A 16,601-nucleotide genomic window follows, 5' to 3' on the forward strand; every position below is an offset into this window, starting at 1 on the left:
ACGTCTACCCCCGAGGCCGTGTGGCGGACAGCTTCCCCCACACCACCAGCCGGTACCGGGAGGTGTACTCCGGCGTGCAGGTGGTGAGCGTGAGGTAGCGGCCGGGGACGTCGTAGCCGTACGACGGCCTGGTCAGGGAGCGGGGAACCGGCTGGATGACACCCGAGTCGCGGGGCGAGGTCCGCGGGAGGACCGCGTCGACGGTGTACGTGTAGCGCGCGTCCCTGGTCTCCACCTCGATCTTGTCGCCCTTCTTCAGGCGGTTGAGGTACCGGAAGGGCTCGCCGTGGGTGTTCCGGTGCCCGGCGAGGGCGAAGTTGCCCGCCTGGCCCGGCTGTTGGGTGTGGCTGTAGTGACCGGCGTACCCCTTGTTGAGGACCTTCTGCTTGCCGGTGCCCTCGGCGACCGGGACGCGCAGGCCGAGGCGGGGGACGGTCAGGATGGCGTACGCGGCGGAGGTGCGGGGCGCTGTGGCGGTGCCAGCGCCGGTGCCGGTGCCGGTGCCGGTGCCGCCGGGCTGGGCGCCGGCGGGGTCGGACCCGGGGTCTGAAAGGTTCCCGGATGCGCCGGAGCCGGACTCGGTGGCGTCACCGGAGTCGAGGCCGCCGCCGGAGTCGAGTTCCCCCCACTCCCGCTCCAGGGCCTCCACCCTCCGTTCGGCGCCCTCCTTGGCCTGCCGGTTGGTCCACCACAGCTGGTGGGCGACGAGGAGCAGGACCAACAGCCCTGCGGTGACGAGGAGTTCGGCACCGGTCCAGAGCACCCGACGGATCCGGGCGCGCCGTCGCCGGGTGCTGTGCTGTACGAGGGGAATCCGCACGCGGGGCACCATAAGGGGCGCGGGACGAGGTCTCCATACCCGTACGTCCCCGACTCCCGTACACGACCTGGGTGTTCGCCCCCTCGAACCCCGCCACCGGCTTCGTTCATAGGTTTGAGAAAGGGCTGTCAGAACCCTCGACAACCCCACGCGCCACGCCCGATGCTTCGTTTCGGCCGAACGGGACCGGCCACGACTCGGAGCGGAGTAGTCATGATCCGACGCAGGACACTGCTGGCCGCAACCGGCGGCGCGCTCTTCGGAACCGCACTCGCGACGGGCACCGCCCGCGCGGACGCGACGATCGCCGTCAGCCCCTCCACGACGTACGGCACCTGGGAGGGCTGGGGCACCTCGCTCGCCTGGTGGGCCAACGTCTTCGGCACCCGCAACGACTTCGCCGACATCTTCTTCACGACGAACTCGGTGACGTACAACGGCACGACACTCCCCGGCCTCGGCCTGAACATCGCCCGCTACAACCTCGGCGGATGCAGCTGGAACACCGTGGGCGGCGAGAGCATGGTCGCCTCCCCGAACATCCCCGCGTACAAGCAGATCGAGGGCTACTGGCAGGACTGGAACAACGAGGACCCCACGTCCTCGGCATGGAAGTGGACGGCGGACGCGACCCAGCGCGCGATGCTGCTGAAGGCGGTGGCGAGGGGCGCGACCACCGAACTGTTCGCCAACTCCCCCATGTGGTGGATGTGCCTGAACCACAACCCCTCCGGCGCCTCCGGCGGCGGCAACAACCTCCAGTCCTGGAACTACCGCCAGCACGCGTCCCATCTGGCCGCCGTCGCGCTCTACGCCAAGAACAACTGGGGCGTGAACTTCGCGACGGTCGACCCCTTCAACGAGCCCTCGTCGTCCTGGTGGACGGCGACGGGCACCCAGGAGGGCTGCCACATGGACGCGGCGGTCCAGTCGGCCGTCCTGCCGTACATGCGCAGCGAGCTGGACAAGCGGGGCCTGACGTCGACGCGGATCTCGGCGTCGGACGAGACGAGCTACGACCTCGCCCGTACGACCTGGAACTCCTTCTCCTCCACCACGAAGGGGTACGTGAACCAGGTCAACGTCCACGGCTACCAGGGCTCGGGCGGCCGCCGCGACCTGCTCTACACGGACGTGGTGACGACGTCCGGAAAGAAGCTGTGGAACTCGGAGACGGGCGACAACGACGGCACCGGCATGACCATGGCAAGCAACCTGCTCTACGACTTCCGCTGGCTGCACCCCACGGCCTGGGTCTACTGGCAGGTCATGGACCCGACGGCGGCCTGGGCGATGATCGCGTACGACGCGAGCACGCTCCAGGCGGGCGCGGTGCAGACGAAGTACTACGTCATGGCGCAGTTCAGCCGCCACATCCGCCCCGGGATGACGATTCTGGACACGGGCGTGAGCCACGCGGTGGCGGCGCTCGACCGGACGGCGAAGCGGCTGGTGATCGTGGCCGCGAACACGTCGCCCTCGGCCCAGACCCTGACCTTCGACCTGTCCGGCTTCACGACGGTGACGGGCGGCACGAACGGCCTCGTCCCGCGCTGGAACACGGTCACCACGGGCGGCGACCAGTACAAGGCGTACTCGGACACCGTCCTGAGCGGCAAGACGGTGAGCGTGCCGTTCGCGGCGAAGTCGGTGCAGACGATCCAGGTGGACGGGGTGACGGTGTAGGGCCTTCGCCCTCCCGTCGGCCCTGGCCTGCACGTATCTCTCCTTTGTCACCGACGGGCAGTACGGTGTCGTCCATGCGCCCCGACACGCCTGCCGAAAACGTCGACCACACCGCCGAGGCGGCACGCCTGGAGCGGACCGCCGGCCTGTATCCGGAGGACGCGGAAGCCCTGCTGCTGCAGGCCGCGGCCCACCGGGAACTGGCCGGCGACCGCGCCGGCGCGACCGCGCTCTACGACCGCCTCCTGTCCTCCGCGGAGAGCCTGGACACCCCCCACCTGGTCCGCGCCCTGAAGGCCTCGAACCTCTGGGAGTACGGCCACGAGGCCGAGGCCCGCGCGATCATCGACGGCATCCGCGCGGCCGCCCCGCGCGACCCGGCCCCCTGGGTGATCGTCGCGGAGGCACTGGAGTCCCACGACGAGCTGGAGCAGGCGGAGAAGACGTTCACGGAGGGGGTACGGCTGCTCCTGACGGACGCCCCGGAGCCCCCCTACGCCACGCACCCGCTCCTCTTCGGCCGCCACCGGGTACGGCGGATGCTGGGCGCGGTCCACGACGAATGGGACGTGGTGGCGGACGCCCTCCACTCCTCCCCGGTGTCCCTGGACGAACTCCACGACCCGAAGCGCGTGTGGTCCCTCGGCTCGGACAACCCGGCGGAGCTGGCGGCGGAGATCTCCCGCCTCCGCGCCGAACTGGGCACCTACCGCGAGGCCCTCTCCCGCCCCTTCCCGGTGGCGGTCCTGCACTGGCCGGCGGGGGAACTGACGGAACTGGTCGCCGCGTATCCCTCGCTGGGCGCTGAATACCCCTCCCACGAGGAGCACCTGGCGACGATAGAGGCGTCCCTGCGCGAGCTCGCCGCCTCCGGCACCGCGAACCTCGGCATCGTGACGGGCACGGTCCCGTCCTACGAGGCCTTCGCCGCCTCGGAGGCCGCGTCCCCGGACGACACGAACCTGCTGCCGCAGTACGCGACGACACTGGCGGCCCGGGGGCGGGCGGTGGCTTGGCCGCCGCAGAGGGGGGTCGGTTGTTGGTGTGGGTCGGGGGTTGCTTATGAGGGGTGCCACGGGACCACGGAGGCGTAGCGTCGGCCACATCACGCCGGGTGGGTCACAGTGACCCAGCCCTGGCTGACGTTCGCCCTGATCTTCGCCGTGGGCTGGGCGGCCTACGGCGCGCGGGTCATCCGGGGCGCCCTTCGGGGCCGCGAGGGCCTGCGCCGGCTCGGCGTCCGCGGGACGCGCACGCGGGGCGAGGTGGCCCGGGGCCCACGCCGCGAGGGGGACACGGTACACCCGGCCCAGGTCCGCTACCGGGCGGGCCCGCACGACCAGACCTACCGCCGGACCCCCCTCAACGCGGACCGGCACGTCCTGCGGGCCGGCCACGAGGTGATCGTCCGCTACGACCCCGACGACCCCCGGCGCGTGGTCGTCGTGCGGACCCAGGCGTCGTTCAGCCCCTACACCTATCTGGTGTGCGGGGTGGCCCTGTGCTTGTTCGGGGTGGGGTTGGGGGTGTGGGGCCTGGTGTGAGCGCAGGGCGGTGCGAGCACCGGACCGGCCCGCGCACGGATGAAGACAAAAAGGGACATGAGAGGAACATCCTTGGCCAAAGCCGTTGTCAGATAAGGGACTTACCGCCCCCGTTCGGCATCCGTCTCCCTCTATGTCCAACCTTTGCAGTACCGTCACATTCTCCGTCTGTTGTGTGTAAGGGGCTGCTACTTATCAAGCTGCCCCTGACCTGTGCATTTGAGGAAGCATGCCCTACGAGTCCGGCGCCGATTGGCAGTACGACGTCCCCACGACCGGCAGCACGCATCTCCCGCCGGATGCCGGCTACGGCAGGGCACTGACCAATCAGGGATACGGCTTCGAGGTCGCTGTCGCCGACCTCATCGACAACTCCATCGACGCCGGCGCCGACAAGATCGTCGTGCACTTCCTGCGTGATGCCGACCGGATCCTCACCCTGCTGATCATCGACAACGGCAAGGGCATGGACGAAGAAGGCCTGGACGCGGCGATGACCGTGGGGCGCCGACGCGACTACGGCACCGACGCTCTCGGCATGTACGGCACGGGTCTGAAAGCGGCCTCCCTGTCGCATGCCTCCTCGCTCACCGTGGTCAGCCGAACGAAGCGCAGCCGTGCCGCAGGGCGGCGTCTCACAGCCGAAGGCATCGAGGACAGCTTCCGCTGTGACACCGTCAACCACCGCTACGCGCAGGACCTCGTCGACCGCTACGACGGTGTCATCGAATGGCACGGCACCATCATCCGCTGGGACGGCGTACGCGCCTTCGAGACGGTCGCGCGCGGCCAGAGCGACCAGTTCCTCTCCAAGGCGATCTACCGGCTCGAAACCCATCTCGGGCTCTACCTCCACCGGTTCCTCCAGCGGGGTCTCCAGCTGGACATCGCCGTGTGGGACGTGAGCAGTGGCGAACGGGGCTTCGGCGAGGAGGTCGACCACATCGCGGTGGAGGCCCTGGATCCGTTCGGGTACAAGGTGCCGGGCAAGGCGGGCTATCCCCGGCAGTACACGGCACCTGTGGAAGGCCTGGGGGAGGTGAGCCTGACCGCTCACATCTGGCCCGCCAAGTCCAAGCAGGCCGGCTTCCGCCAGATCGGCGCGCTCACCGACCGGCAGGGCTTCTACTTCTACCGCAACGACCGTCTCGTGCAGGCCGGAGGCTGGAACGGCCTGCGGAACCCGGAAGGCCACCTGGTTCTGGCCCGGGTCGCCGTCGACCTCCCTTCCCACGAGAACAGCGTTCTCAGCCTCGACGTGAAGAAGGAGACCATCACGGTGACTCCCGCCTTCACGCTCGGCGTCGAGAAGGCCGTGGACAGCGGGGGGCACACCTTCCGCAGCTACCTGGACGACGCCCAGACCGCGTACAGGGACGGAGCCAAGCGCACCGAGATCGTGCGCAAGCCCGTCACTCCCCCCGGAAAGGGCATGGACCCGAAGGTGAAGCGGGTCGTCAAGGAGGAGCTGCCCGAGAAGCCCGGCGAGGAGCCCATCACGTTCAGATGGGGGACGGTGCCCTCGGACAGGTTCTTCAGCCTGGACCGAGAGAACAACGCCGTGATCCTCAACAAGGCCTTCCGTGAGGACTTCAGCGACGGGCGGCGCGGCGGAGCCAACGACGCCCCGGTCACAAAGACCCTGCTGTACCTGCTGCTGGAGGACTTCTTCGGCCTCGGACGCTGGGAGCGGGGCCGCCAGGACCGCGTGGACTACTGGAACACCATCCTCCTGGCCTCGGTGGAGGCGCAGCGCGCCCGCCGGGAGCAAGGGCTGTACTGACGGCACCGCCGCTGCTCCGCTTCGTCTCCGATCCGCTACCAAGGACTTCCCATGAGCGTCGCCCCTGCCACCACGCTTCTCGAGATCCACACCTCCGCACTGGCGGGCATGGGGAGCGTCCCCCGGCATTTCGCCCGCTGGGCCGCCCTCGCCGCCGACGAGGACCACCCGGACGCCGACCTCGGCGAGGAGCTGTTCCACGCCTGTCTGGTCGACGGCGACGAGGGCCTCCGGGCCCTGTGGAGCCGTCATCTGACGGCCTGGGACTTCGCCGAGGAACCGCAGTGGTCACCCGGCGCCGCAGCCCGCACCGACGAACGGCGGACGGCCGTCTACGACCGGCTCCGCCTCGGGAGCGACCTGCGCAAGGCACTGGACGCCGCGGTGCCCGTGGCGAAGATCCCCGGACCCACGGTGATCACGCGAGAGTTCTCGCCCTGGTACACCCCTGAGCGAGCGGCGGCACGCTCGTTCTACTGGCGGGCCTACGAGCGCAAGCTCCGGGCCAAGGGCTGGCCGGACGCGGCGATAGCGAGTCTGGACGAGGCGAGCCGAGCGGTCGTCGAACGCCTCAGCGACCCCGAGCAGCCGTCCGCCCGGCAGGCGAAGGGCCTGGTCGTCGGCTACGTGCAGTCCGGCAAGACGGCCAATTTCACCGGCGTCACCGCCAAGGCCGTCGATGCCGGCTACCGGCTCGTCATCGTGCTGGGCGGCACCCTCAACCTGCTGCGCGCCCAGACCCAGCGCCGCCTCGACATGGAGCTGATCGGGCAGGAGAACATCCTGCGCGGCGCGGACGTCACGGACGTGGACTCGCTCGTCGGCGTGGACTATGTCGGTGACGACGGGGACTGGCCCGACTTCGTCAGCCATGGCGCTCGCCCGTCCACGCTCGGCGCGTTCGACGTCGAGCGGCTGACGACACGCGACAACGACTACAAGAGCCTGGCCCAGGGAATCCGCGCCCTGGAGTTCGAGAAGCGCGAGCCCACCCGCCCCCTGCACGACCCGGCGAACCTGCACCACACGGCCGCCCGCGTTCTGGTGGTCAAGAAGAACAAGTCCGTCCTGACCAAGCTGGTCAAAGACCTCAAGCAGATCCACGGGCTCCTCGGGGAGCTGCCTGCTCTGATCATCGACGACGAGTCCGACCAGGCCTCCGTCAACACCCTGGACCCGAAGAAGTGGGAGCAGGGCAGGACCGAGCGCACCGCCATCAACGGGCTGCTCTCCCAGCTGCTCACGCTCCTGCCGCGCGCCCAGTACGTCGGCTACACGGCCACCCCGTTCGCCAACGTGTTCATCGATCCGGGGGACGACGCGGACATCTTCCCCCGCGACTTCCTGATCTCGCTGCCTCGCCCCGCCGGGTACATGGGAGTCCAGGACTTCCATGACCTGGACGTCGTCGACGGCGGTGAGGGCGAGGCCGAGAGGAGACATGTCCGAGGGATCCAGGACTCGACGGACGACCGCCTTCAGGAGGCCCTGGACGCCTTCGTCCTCACGGGCGCGCTGAAGCTCTACCGTGAGGACGAAGGCGTCCCCTCCCACCCGTTCCGGCATCACACGATGCTGGTGCACGAATCGGTCCGCATGGCCGAACACGACGCGCTCGCGCGGCGCATCGAAACCATGTGGCACAACGCCGCCTACGCGGGCACCGAGGGCCACACACGCCTGGAGTCCCTCTTCGAGAAGGACTTCCGTACCCACGCCGAAGACTCCTTGCCCGCTCCCGCGACGTACGCCGAGCTCAAGCGCTACGTCTACGAGGCCCACCACCGCATCAACAAGGGCGGCACCCCCGTCATCGTGGTCAACGGTGCGAGCGAGCGCGACTACTCCCAGCCCGACCTCGACTTCGACCGCACCCCGAAGGTCTGGAAGATCCTGGTCGGCGGCACCAAGCTGTCCCGCGGTTTCACCGTCGAGGGCCTGACGATCACGTACTACCGCCGTACGACGCAGCAGGCGGACACGTTGATGCAGATGGGCCGTTGGTTCGGCTTCCGACCCGGCTACCGTGACCTGGTGCGGCTGTACATCGGCCGTGAGGAGAAGCTCGGCAGGAGCCGCGCCGCGAAGACGGTCGATCTGTACGAGGCCTTCGAGGCGATCTGCCGCGACGAGGAACTCTTCCGCGCCGAGCTGGCCCGCTACGCCCCCTTGGTGGACGGCCGACCCCAGGTCACGCCCGCCCAGATCCCGCCGCTGGTGGCCCAGCATCTGCCGTGGGTGAAGCCGTCGGCTCGGAACAAGATGTTCAACGCGGAGCTGGTGGAAGTGCGGTCGCCGGGGGTCTGGGAAGAACCCACCGCCTACCCCGATGACCCCGACTCCCTGCGTCACAACACGGAGTGCTGGGCGCCGGTCCTCGGAGCACTGTCCTCCGCTCCCGTCTCGCTCGGTCTGGACGGCGGCCCACGGTACGACGCCCGGGTCGGCACGGTGTCGCACGAGGAACTGCTCCAGGTGCTGTGCGACCTGCGCTGGTCCGTCCCGGCGCAGTTCTCACCCCACCTGGAGTTCCTGCTGGACGCCGGTCGGGATGGTGGCACGATCGATGACTGGATCGTGATCGCTCCGATGCAGACGTCCGCTCGCCGGAACGAAGCGCGCATACTGGGGCACGGCCCCTTCTCCGTGGCGCGCCGCACACGCCGCCGCGGCCCTCTGTTCGGCGCGATCCGAGACCCCAAGCACGTCGCGGCGGCGAAGCGTCTGGCGGGAGCCTCGAACCTGACCGGAAACGCAGCCGTCGAGCAGAACGTCCGCCCCCGCCGGGGTGCGCTGGTGCTCTATCCCGTGGTGGAATCCGAACCCCGGATCGTGTCCGACGGGTCGATCGATCCGCGTGACCTCGTCATGGCCTTCGCCTTCGTCGCCCCGCCGTCGACGGCACGGGGCGACCGTCCCCTGGTGCGGTTCCGCGCGATCGACTCGACCAGGGCGGAAGCGGCGATCATCAACCGTGACGACATGGGTTCGTGAGGCTCGACGACAGTGAACAGCGTGAAGCCTTCCTCTCTCGCCGTCTCGGCCCGCATGAGCAGACAGGCGAGCAAGGACACCGGGGTCGAGCTGGCCGTACGGCGCCTGCTGCATGCGGCCGGGCTGCGCTATCGCGTGGAGTATCCCGTGCCGGGCATGCCCCGGCGACGGATCGACGTGGCCTTCACCCGGGCCAAGATCGCGGTCCTCATCGACGGCTGTTTCTGGCACGGGTGTCCTCAGCACGCCACGCATCCGAAGGCCAACGCGGACTGGTGGCGGCAGAAGCTGGACCGGAACATGGCCCGCGATCGGGAGACGACGGAGCACCTGGTCGCGGAGGGGTGGACGGTGCTGCGGTTCTGGGAGCACGTGCCGGCGGAAGAGGTCGCGACAGCGGTACGTGCGGCGGTGGTCCGGGAGACACGAGAGCAGGGCGGCCGAAGGGGCGGACGGGGGAGCGAATGACTGACCGACTGGGATTCGTGGACGTCTGCGCGGGGGCGGGCGGCCTCGCGTCGGGGCTGGAGAGCGCGGGTTTCTCGCCGGTGCTCCTGCTCGACAACAAGCCTCAGGCGTGCGAGACGCTTCTGGCCAATCGACCGGACTGGAAGGTCGTCTGCGAGGACCTGATCGACTTCCTCCCGGAAGAGCACCCGGAGACCCTGGACGTCGATCTGCTCTCGGCGGGCCTGCCCCGGGTGAAGTCCTCGGCCGCGGTGGGACGGTCGGACAGCGAGCCGGAACTGCGGCTGCTCACGGCCACGATCTATCTGGTCCACGCGGTCCAGCCGCGCGCCCTGCTGCTGGAGAATCTCCCGGCGCTCGTCGACTCGCCCGACTACGCGGAGGTGCGCCGGTTCGTCGCGGAGGAACTGGACCACCTCGGCTACCGATTGCGCTGGTTCGTGCTGAACGCCGCGGACTTCGGTGTGCCACAGGACCGCGAACAGGGTGTCCTGGTGGCGCTCAAGAAGCCCTGGTTCGGTGCCTTCGCCCCGCCGGAGCCGACTGTGGGCGAGCACGTCTCGGTCGGCCAGGCGCTGCGCGGCTCGATGGCGGCACGGGGTTGGCCGGAGGCCGACGCCTGGGCGGATCAGGCGAGCGCCGTGGCGCCGACCCTCGTCGGCGGCTCCGACAACCGGGGCGGTGCCGACGTCGGCCCCACCGGCACGAAGCGTGCCTGGGCGCGGATGGGGATCAACGGGAACGCGTTCGCCGACGAGGTGCCGGGAGCGGACTACGCGTGGCCCCGCTCGGACGACGTGGCGCAGATGCCGAAGCTCACGGTGGACCAGGCCGCCGTCGTCCAGGCCTTCCCCCCGGAGTGGCGGATCACGGGCCAGAAGACCGCCCGATATCGACAGATCGGCCATGCCACCCCTCCGCCGGTCGGCAGGGCACTCGGCGAGGCGATCGCGACCGCGCTGCGGTCCTCGGGCCGGGAGTAGCCGGTGGGCGATGGCACACCTGCCGGCCGGCTAGACTTCTCGCCCATGAGCCACGTCACGCACCCACCCTCCTCACCTGCGGTTTTTCGCATCGTGGACCTGTTCGCAGGGCCTGGAGGGCTGGATGTGGCGGCGGATGTCCTCGGTCACCGGGTCACCGGCATCGAATGGGACGACAACGCCTGTGAGACCCGTGCGGCGGCGGGGATGGACACGTTCGCCGGTGACGTGAGGGATTACCGCGCCGCCGACTTCCCGCACGCCCAGGTGCTGACGGGCGGGCCGCCCTGCCAGACGTTCACCGTCGCCGGACACGGGGCCGGCCGCAGGGCCCTGGACGAGGTGCTGAAGTACATCGCGCGGCTGCACGACGCCGTGCGCTCGAAGGAGACGCCTTGGCGTGAGGTCGACCGTACCTGGAGCGGGATCTCCGAAGAACTGCGACTCAAGGCGACCGAGGCGGACACGGTCAAAGCCCTGAAGCGTGAGGTCGAGGCGGTCCGCTCGGTCACCCGCAAGGCGGCCAGGAAGAGCCTCGCCGAGCACGGCTGCTCGACCGAGGAGATCGAGATCGCTCTGAAGACGCTGGAGGCGCCTCTCGGCCTCGCCCGCCGGGACGCCGACCTCAAGAGCCTCTTCGACGGCCTCGTCTCCCTGGAGAAGTCCCTCGACGCGCACCGGGTCAGGTTGGAGGAACTGGGCGACGAACGGACGGGGCTCGTCCTCCAACCGTTGTGGTGGGTGATCGAACGGAGCCGACGCCCGGGGCTCGTGCCCTACGAGGCCGTCGTGCTGGAACAGGTGCCGGCCGTGATGCCGGTGTGGGTGGAGTACGAGAAGGTGCTGGACACCCTCGGCTACCGGACCAGGACGCAGATGATGCACACCGAGGCGTTCGGCGTCCCGCAGACCCGCAGGCGTGCCGTGCTCATGGCCAGGCTCGGCGAGATCGACATCCCGGAGCTGGACGAGCCCCACGAGCGGTACCGGCCGGGCGGTGCTCCCGCCGCCTCCAGCGACGCGGATCGCGTGGACGCCAGGCTCTGGGAGGTCGACGAGAAGAGCGTGGGCAGGAGGAAGGGGCCGAAGGACTCCTGGGTGTCCATGGAGGCCGCTCTGAAGAAGGCCCGGGACATCGCGCGGGAGATCGTTCCGGACCTGGACCTGCCGGACCGCCCCGCCTTCACCGTCGTCTCGAACTATGGGACAGGCGGCGACCCGGGCGCGCGAGGACGCCGTGACCACGACGACCCGTCGTCGACGGTGACCGGGAAGGTGTCCCGCAATCGGCTCGTGCACAAGGGCACGGACACGGACCTCCCCCGGTTCGGCCGTTTCGAACTCGCCGAGGCCGGGGTGCTCCAGACTTTCCCCGTGGCCTACCCCTGGCGGGGCCGCGACCGGTCCCAGCAGATCGGCAACGCGGTGCCGCCCCGGCTCGCACTGCACGTGCTCCGGCATGTGCTCGAACCGGAGCTGAGCGAGAAGGAGGCCGACGCCAGGCTGGAGCAGGCCGTGGCGAAGCTCGAGAACTGGCGTCCCCCGAGCGAGCCGGCGAGGATCCGCCGGCGGGAGGACCTGGAGGGTCACCCACTCACCGGCAGGTGACCCCTCCGGCTCACCCCTGCGGCGCCCGCCCTCGGACCGGCGCCGTCTCGAAGAGGTCGGCGAAATACTTGGTGAGCGTCTCCACGGACTCCTCGGGAACGGGCTCCTCCTCCGGCCCCGTCGGCAACTCGTGGCGGGGCACGGGGGGAGCCGTCTCGGCCTCGTCGATCCAGCGGCGCAGATCTTCGGGATCCCGCCACTCGTCGGCGGCCATCGCGTCGTAGACCAGGGTGGCACCGGCCGTGTTGATCGCGGCCATGAGGCCGTTGACCTCGCGGCCGGTGGTGGCGATGCCGCTCCGGAGGACACGGACCAACGCCTGGGCCGTGGGACGGTGGTCGACCAGGTCCGACCGCATCACGGTGTGGATCAGATCCTGATTGGAGCAGGCGACCACCACCGGGGCGTAGTCCCCGCCGTTGCGGAACAGTTCGGCCGCCCACCACAGCCGTGAGAAGCACTGCCGGTCGGGGGCGCCCTTGAAACGGGCCGGGTCGACACGAGGCTCAGGAGTCTTCGCCGAAGGCGCGGAGATATGCCGCCACACCACGTAGTCCGGGGCGACACCGAGCGCGAGGTGGTTCCAGATCCGCCGGTCGGCGGCTTCCCTCCGGGTCAGGCGGAGAGCCGCGTGCAGACGGGGGGCCAACCAGGCGTCGGCCTCCGTCCGGTTCTCCTTGAACTGGTGCAATGCGTCGTCGATCAGTTCCCGGAGGGGCTCCGCCCGCCAGCGGGGGTCCTCCTCCGGGAGGGGCTCGACGACCTTCGCCAGGTCCACGCCCCCATGCCCCTGGATCCCCCGGAGCAGATCCTCGGTGAGGAAGGGGTCGGCGGCCGTGGCGGAGAGCAGTCCGAGTCGCTCGGGACGGTGGTGCGGCTGCTCGATCACGGCCGGTCCTCTCGGTTGATCTGCTGAAGCGCGCGCAGGACGTTGGCGAGCGACTGACGCGCACCGGCACGACGCACGGCGGCGTAGTGGACGCGGGTCTGGAGTTCCACCCATCCCGCGTCGCCGGTCCGCCGCCGGTGAACCTGGCGCAACGCGTCCTCGGCACGGAGGCCGGGCACCACGTCGGGGAGCATCTCCCGCAGCACCTCCCCCCTCCAGTCGGTGGGGAACACGGGCGAGCCGTCGGGCTCGACCTCCAGATCACCGACCGCACTGTGGAAGACGGCCGTCCACACGTCGGTGGCCATCTGTGAGAGCAGCAGCTCGTGGACCTTGTTCTCCATCCCGCCGGTCTCGCCGCCGAGAAGGTCGGAGAGCCCCTCGACGTCGGTGTTGACCATCACCAGCGGGAGCCGGCCCGAGGCGTCGACGACCCAGGGGGCGTCGGCGTAGGGACGCAACCACTCCCGCGCGCTCTTGGTGAAGCTCGTCTGCTTCACGTCGAGGCGGAGTCCGCCGAGCGGTTCCTCGGCGGTCGTGTCGATCGTCCAGTCGGTGTCGGTCTCGGTGATCGCCCGGCCCTGCACACCGTCCACGGTGGCGACCGCGTGGACCGCCAGATCGGCACGGCCGACGTGGTCGTCGCGGCGCACCTCGATCGCGCCGGACCACTCCTTGCTGTCCGGGGCGTCCTGGCGGAGTTCGACCGTGGTGCGGACGTTGGTGTCGCCGTCGGTGAGCACCGCGAGGACCCGTAGATCGCTCCACGGGGCGTCGGGGTCGGTGGCGCCGGGGGGCAGGGTTGCGGACAGCCCGATCCTGGCGGACAGCCAGTCCTCGTGCTGCGCCACGCCCAAGGCGACGGTCCTCTGCGGCGTCGAGAAAGCAGAGGTGTCCAAGTGGTCACGGGTGCGGTCGGGCAGCCTGAGCGAGACCGAGGTCACCCTCAGACCGACCGGGCGGTTGAGTCGCTTGTACGGATAGAACTTCATGCCTCACTCCCCTGAACCGGCACGGAGTTCGAGCGCGAGTCGCGTGAGTTCGGTGCGGACCGGATGGCTGGTCGGATCGGTGGCCCCACGGAACACCGCCTTGCGGGCGCCTTGCTCGAAGTGCAGCACGCCGCCCTCCACCTCGCAGCCCTCCACGGCGACGAGTTCGGCCCAGTCGAGTCTGGGCCTGCCGCCCGAGCGGACGTCGAGGAGGACCACAGGGGTCATCGCGGGCAGTTCGTCGGCGCGTGGAAGTTTCACCTCCGCGGTGATCCGCCACTCCCTGTCCTCGCCGATCTCGGCGTCCAGCTCGACCAGTTCCGGCACGGCCGGCCCGGTTCCGCGCTTGGGTGCGGCGGTCCTGCGCGGGACGGTGAGTTTCTTGCGCAGCTTGGCACTCTCCTCGGCGCCGGGGCGCTTCGGCCGGACCACCAGCTCCCTGACGGCTGAGTTGACCTCAGTGGTGAGTCGGGAGATCCGGTTGTGGGCGCTGTGAGACCAGCGGAGGGTCAACTCCTCGGTCTGGCCCCATCGGTCGTGCTCGGGGGGCTCGGCGGCCCGCAGAAACTCCTCGGCCTCCCCTGCGAAGGGAGCCGACTCCCCCGCTGCGTGGCCCACCAGGAGCACGGCCTGGAACTGGGTGACTCCCAGAGGCAGACCGTGGACGGTCGACTTCTTGATGGTCATCCGGTTGCCGCGCAGCGAGTGGACCTGGTTCGGCACCCCGTCCCTGTCCTCGGCCTCTGTGACCAGGAGCACTCCCTGGTGCGTGCCGAGGGTGCCCGAGCGTCCGCCGGACAGGGGGAGCCGTAGCGGAACGGTGCGGAGGGCCACCTGGCCGGCCTCGGTGAGCCGGTCCACGGTCGTCCCTTCGTAGAACGCGCGCAGTGCCCGGCTGCGCGAGGGCTGGGTGTCCAGGGGGTCGACCGTCTCCTCCTCCACGACGATCTCACCGTTGCGATACGTGCGCACCGAGGTCTCCAACAGCGGAAGCCTGCTGCCGCCTCCGGTCATGGCCGCCCAGAAGTCCCGGCCCAGGGCCTCGACAAGACGTCGATGCATGACGCGAATGTCCCGGATCCCGGCGTCCGCGCCTCCGTCCTCGTCGTCGGCGTCCGTTCCGCCCTGTTCGAGACTCGCCACGTCGTGGGCGCCGACGATGAGGAAGGACGTGCCCGGCTCGTCGTTGTCGCGGGTGAGATGGAGGCGCTCGACCGTCTCCTCGTCGGCCCACCAGGAGCGGACCACCTCCGCGTTGTGCGTCTCGGGGTCGGGGCGGCCCAGCCAGGCGGGACCCGCGTACGGGGTGCCGCCGACGGAACGCCACGGCAGCTCAAGCCGTCCGATGACGCGGCGCTCGGTGCGCCCCTCGTGCGGGACGGAGAGCGTGGAGTTGATGAGCACCATGCCCAGCGCGCTGGTGGCCCAGAGCGTCGCCTTGCCGAGTCCGTAGGAACCGCCCGCGCCTCGCCCTGACTTGAGGCTCTCCAACTGCCTGCGGACGACGGCCGCGAACTTGCCGTCGCCGTAGTCGTCGCCGGTGAGGCCGGAGGCGTTGTAGTCGTCGATCCGGAGGAGGATCAGTCGACCCTTCTCGAACATGTCGCGCACGCCTGCGTCCACGACGCGGCCGACCTTCTGATCGGCGGCGGACTCGGAGACGGCCGAGTAGTGGGGGAGGAGTTCGTCCCAGAGGACGGCGGCGCGGAACGCCTCCAGCTTCTCGCCGGTGAGTTCGTGGAGGGTGTAGCGCACCCGGACGGGTCGTCCGTTCTCCACGAGGCGCTCGTCGAGGCTGTTCTGGCAGGTCTCGCGCGCGAGGACCTGGACGTCGGCGTCGAAGGCGAAGGCCGCGGCGTTTCCGCCGTCGCGTCCTCCGTCCTGGTACCCGGGCCGGTGGTACCAGGTGACCGGCAGGCCGGCCTGCGTGTCGGTGGTACGGGTGTGCACGGTGCCCAGGTCGGTTCCGAGCGCCTTGGCGATCTCACCCATGACGGTGGGGCGCGGGACAGAGCGCTTGGTGATCCACGCCGAGACGGCGGCGCGGGTCAGCCCCAGTTCCTCCGCCAGCTCCGCCTGCGTCTTGTTCGCCAGCCTCAACTGACGGGACAACCAGGGCCCGAACTCCTCACCGACCTCCATGGGGCCTCCCACTCTCTGCCGTATGTCGTTGTGCCACAGTCATGGACAGGCTAATTTGACGCGAGGACAGACGTCAACTGACTCTTGACAAGCCCCGATCGACCTCTCCGACACCTGCCCACCCTGCCCGATCGGCCCGATTCGGGAGTTGTCTCCAGATTGCCGGTTCGGCGGCGGCCGGGAGGGGGGACGGGAAGTTCTCGGACGTAAACCGCAACGCAAATCGGAGAGGTCAACTCCGGTAACCCGGGCGGGAATTGGGGTAGACCGAACGGGTGACGCACCCTAGGATCACGGCAGCGGAAAGTGTCCGCCTCACTCGGGAACTCCCGTGTGACAACGGGTGAGTTGTGCCCTGTTGCATTTTCACACCCCCGAACGTGCTTGTGGTGCGGGGATCCTCGAAAAGTACCTAAGGACGCGAATCCATGGAAGCCCCTCCCGACGAGACGGAACCTCCGCACCACTGCGCCCCTCATTCGATGCGCGAGATCAACTCGGTTCGCTTACAGCTCCATTTAGCCTGTTCCGAAACGGAGAGAAAGCAGATTCTCGACTCGTTCGGTATGACGATCGAGGAATTCGACGAGCTCTTCGACCACCGTCCTGGACCCACCGACCTCCACGACGACTGACCCGCGACGGGCGATGTCCCTCGACGCGCGATCGGCGAGGTCACGGGGTCGCCGAAC

The 16,601-nt window shown here is 69.5% G+C and carries 13 protein-coding genes; 9 read left to right on the forward strand and 4 right to left on the reverse strand.

Annotated features, from left to right (window positions below; all coding sequences use genetic code 11):
- Nucleotides 1-4: 4 nt before the first annotated feature.
- Nucleotides 5-820 (reverse strand): class E sortase, encoded by an 816-nt coding sequence (locus ACZ6D7_RS02830; RefSeq protein ID WP_469482673.1) that lies wholly within the window; start codon nucleotides 818-820, stop codon nucleotides 5-7.
- Between the two features lie 213 nt (nucleotides 821-1,033).
- Between ACZ6D7_RS02830 and ACZ6D7_RS02835 the strand changes: the two genes are divergently transcribed.
- The 8 genes from ACZ6D7_RS02835 (at nucleotide 1,034) to ACZ6D7_RS02870 (ending at nucleotide 11,886) form a co-directional block, all read left to right on the forward strand.
- Nucleotides 1,034-2,506, forward strand: a complete 1,473-nt coding sequence (locus ACZ6D7_RS02835) for a glycoside hydrolase (RefSeq protein ID WP_469482675.1) — start codon at nucleotides 1,034-1,036, stop codon at nucleotides 2,504-2,506.
- Between the two features lie 74 nt (nucleotides 2,507-2,580).
- Entirely contained in the window at nucleotides 2,581-3,600 is a 1,020-nt protein-coding gene (locus tag ACZ6D7_RS02840) for a hypothetical protein (protein ID WP_469482677.1), read from the forward strand.
- Between the two features lie 30 nt (nucleotides 3,601-3,630).
- Nucleotides 3,631-4,050 carry a DUF3592 domain-containing protein gene (locus tag ACZ6D7_RS02845; protein ID WP_469482679.1) on the forward strand — a complete coding sequence of 140 codons (420 nt, stop codon included), beginning with the start codon at nucleotides 3,631-3,633 and terminating at the stop codon, nucleotides 4,048-4,050.
- A gap of 229 nt (nucleotides 4,051-4,279) precedes the next feature.
- Entirely contained in the window at nucleotides 4,280-5,833 is a 1,554-nt protein-coding gene (locus tag ACZ6D7_RS02850; protein ID WP_469482681.1) for an ATP-binding protein, read from the forward strand.
- Nucleotides 5,834-5,884: 51 nt separating this feature from the next.
- The gene (locus ACZ6D7_RS02855; protein WP_469482683.1) at nucleotides 5,885-8,827 is read left to right on the forward strand and encodes a Z1 domain-containing protein; all 2,943 of its coding nucleotides are present in this window, start codon (nucleotides 5,885-5,887) and stop codon (nucleotides 8,825-8,827) included.
- Nucleotides 8,828-8,881: 54 nt separating this feature from the next.
- A complete protein-coding gene (locus ACZ6D7_RS02860; RefSeq protein WP_469483006.1) occupies nucleotides 8,882-9,295 on the forward strand; it encodes a very short patch repair endonuclease in 414 nt (137 codons plus the stop codon).
- Complete coding sequence (locus ACZ6D7_RS02865) at nucleotides 9,292-10,278, forward strand: DNA cytosine methyltransferase (RefSeq protein ID WP_469482685.1); 987 nt, start codon at nucleotides 9,292-9,294, stop codon at nucleotides 10,276-10,278. The genes ACZ6D7_RS02860 and ACZ6D7_RS02865 overlap by 4 nt, the downstream gene beginning before the upstream one ends.
- Nucleotides 10,279-10,323: 45 nt before the next feature.
- Nucleotides 10,324-11,886, forward strand: coding sequence for a DNA cytosine methyltransferase (locus ACZ6D7_RS02870; RefSeq protein ID WP_469482687.1), 1,563 nt, complete (start codon nucleotides 10,324-10,326; stop codon nucleotides 11,884-11,886).
- Between the two features lie 10 nt (nucleotides 11,887-11,896).
- On the opposite strand, the gene ACZ6D7_RS02875 is transcribed toward ACZ6D7_RS02870, so the two are convergent.
- From ACZ6D7_RS02875 to ACZ6D7_RS02885, 3 genes are read right to left on the reverse strand one after another with little or no spacing between them, the layout of a single operon-like run.
- On the reverse strand, nucleotides 11,897-12,775 hold the full coding sequence (locus ACZ6D7_RS02875) for a DUF6339 family protein (protein WP_469482689.1): 879 nt from the start codon (nucleotides 12,773-12,775) through the stop codon (nucleotides 11,897-11,899).
- Nucleotides 12,772-13,767, reverse strand: a complete 996-nt coding sequence (locus ACZ6D7_RS02880; protein WP_469482691.1) for a hypothetical protein — start codon at nucleotides 13,765-13,767, stop codon at nucleotides 12,772-12,774. Before ACZ6D7_RS02880 ends, ACZ6D7_RS02875 begins: the two co-directional genes overlap by 4 nt.
- A 3-nt stretch (nucleotides 13,768-13,770) precedes the next feature.
- Entirely contained in the window at nucleotides 13,771-15,909 is a 2,139-nt protein-coding gene (locus tag ACZ6D7_RS02885; RefSeq protein WP_469482693.1) for a helix-turn-helix transcriptional regulator, read from the reverse strand.
- Nucleotides 15,910-16,337: 428 nt separating this feature from the next.
- Between ACZ6D7_RS02885 and ACZ6D7_RS02890 the strand changes: the two genes are divergently transcribed.
- Entirely contained in the window at nucleotides 16,338-16,544 is a 207-nt protein-coding gene (locus ACZ6D7_RS02890) for a hypothetical protein (RefSeq protein WP_469482695.1), read from the forward strand.
- Nucleotides 16,545-16,601: the final 57 nt, after the last annotated feature.

This window comes from Streptomyces sp. NPDC041784, assembly GCF_055591025.1.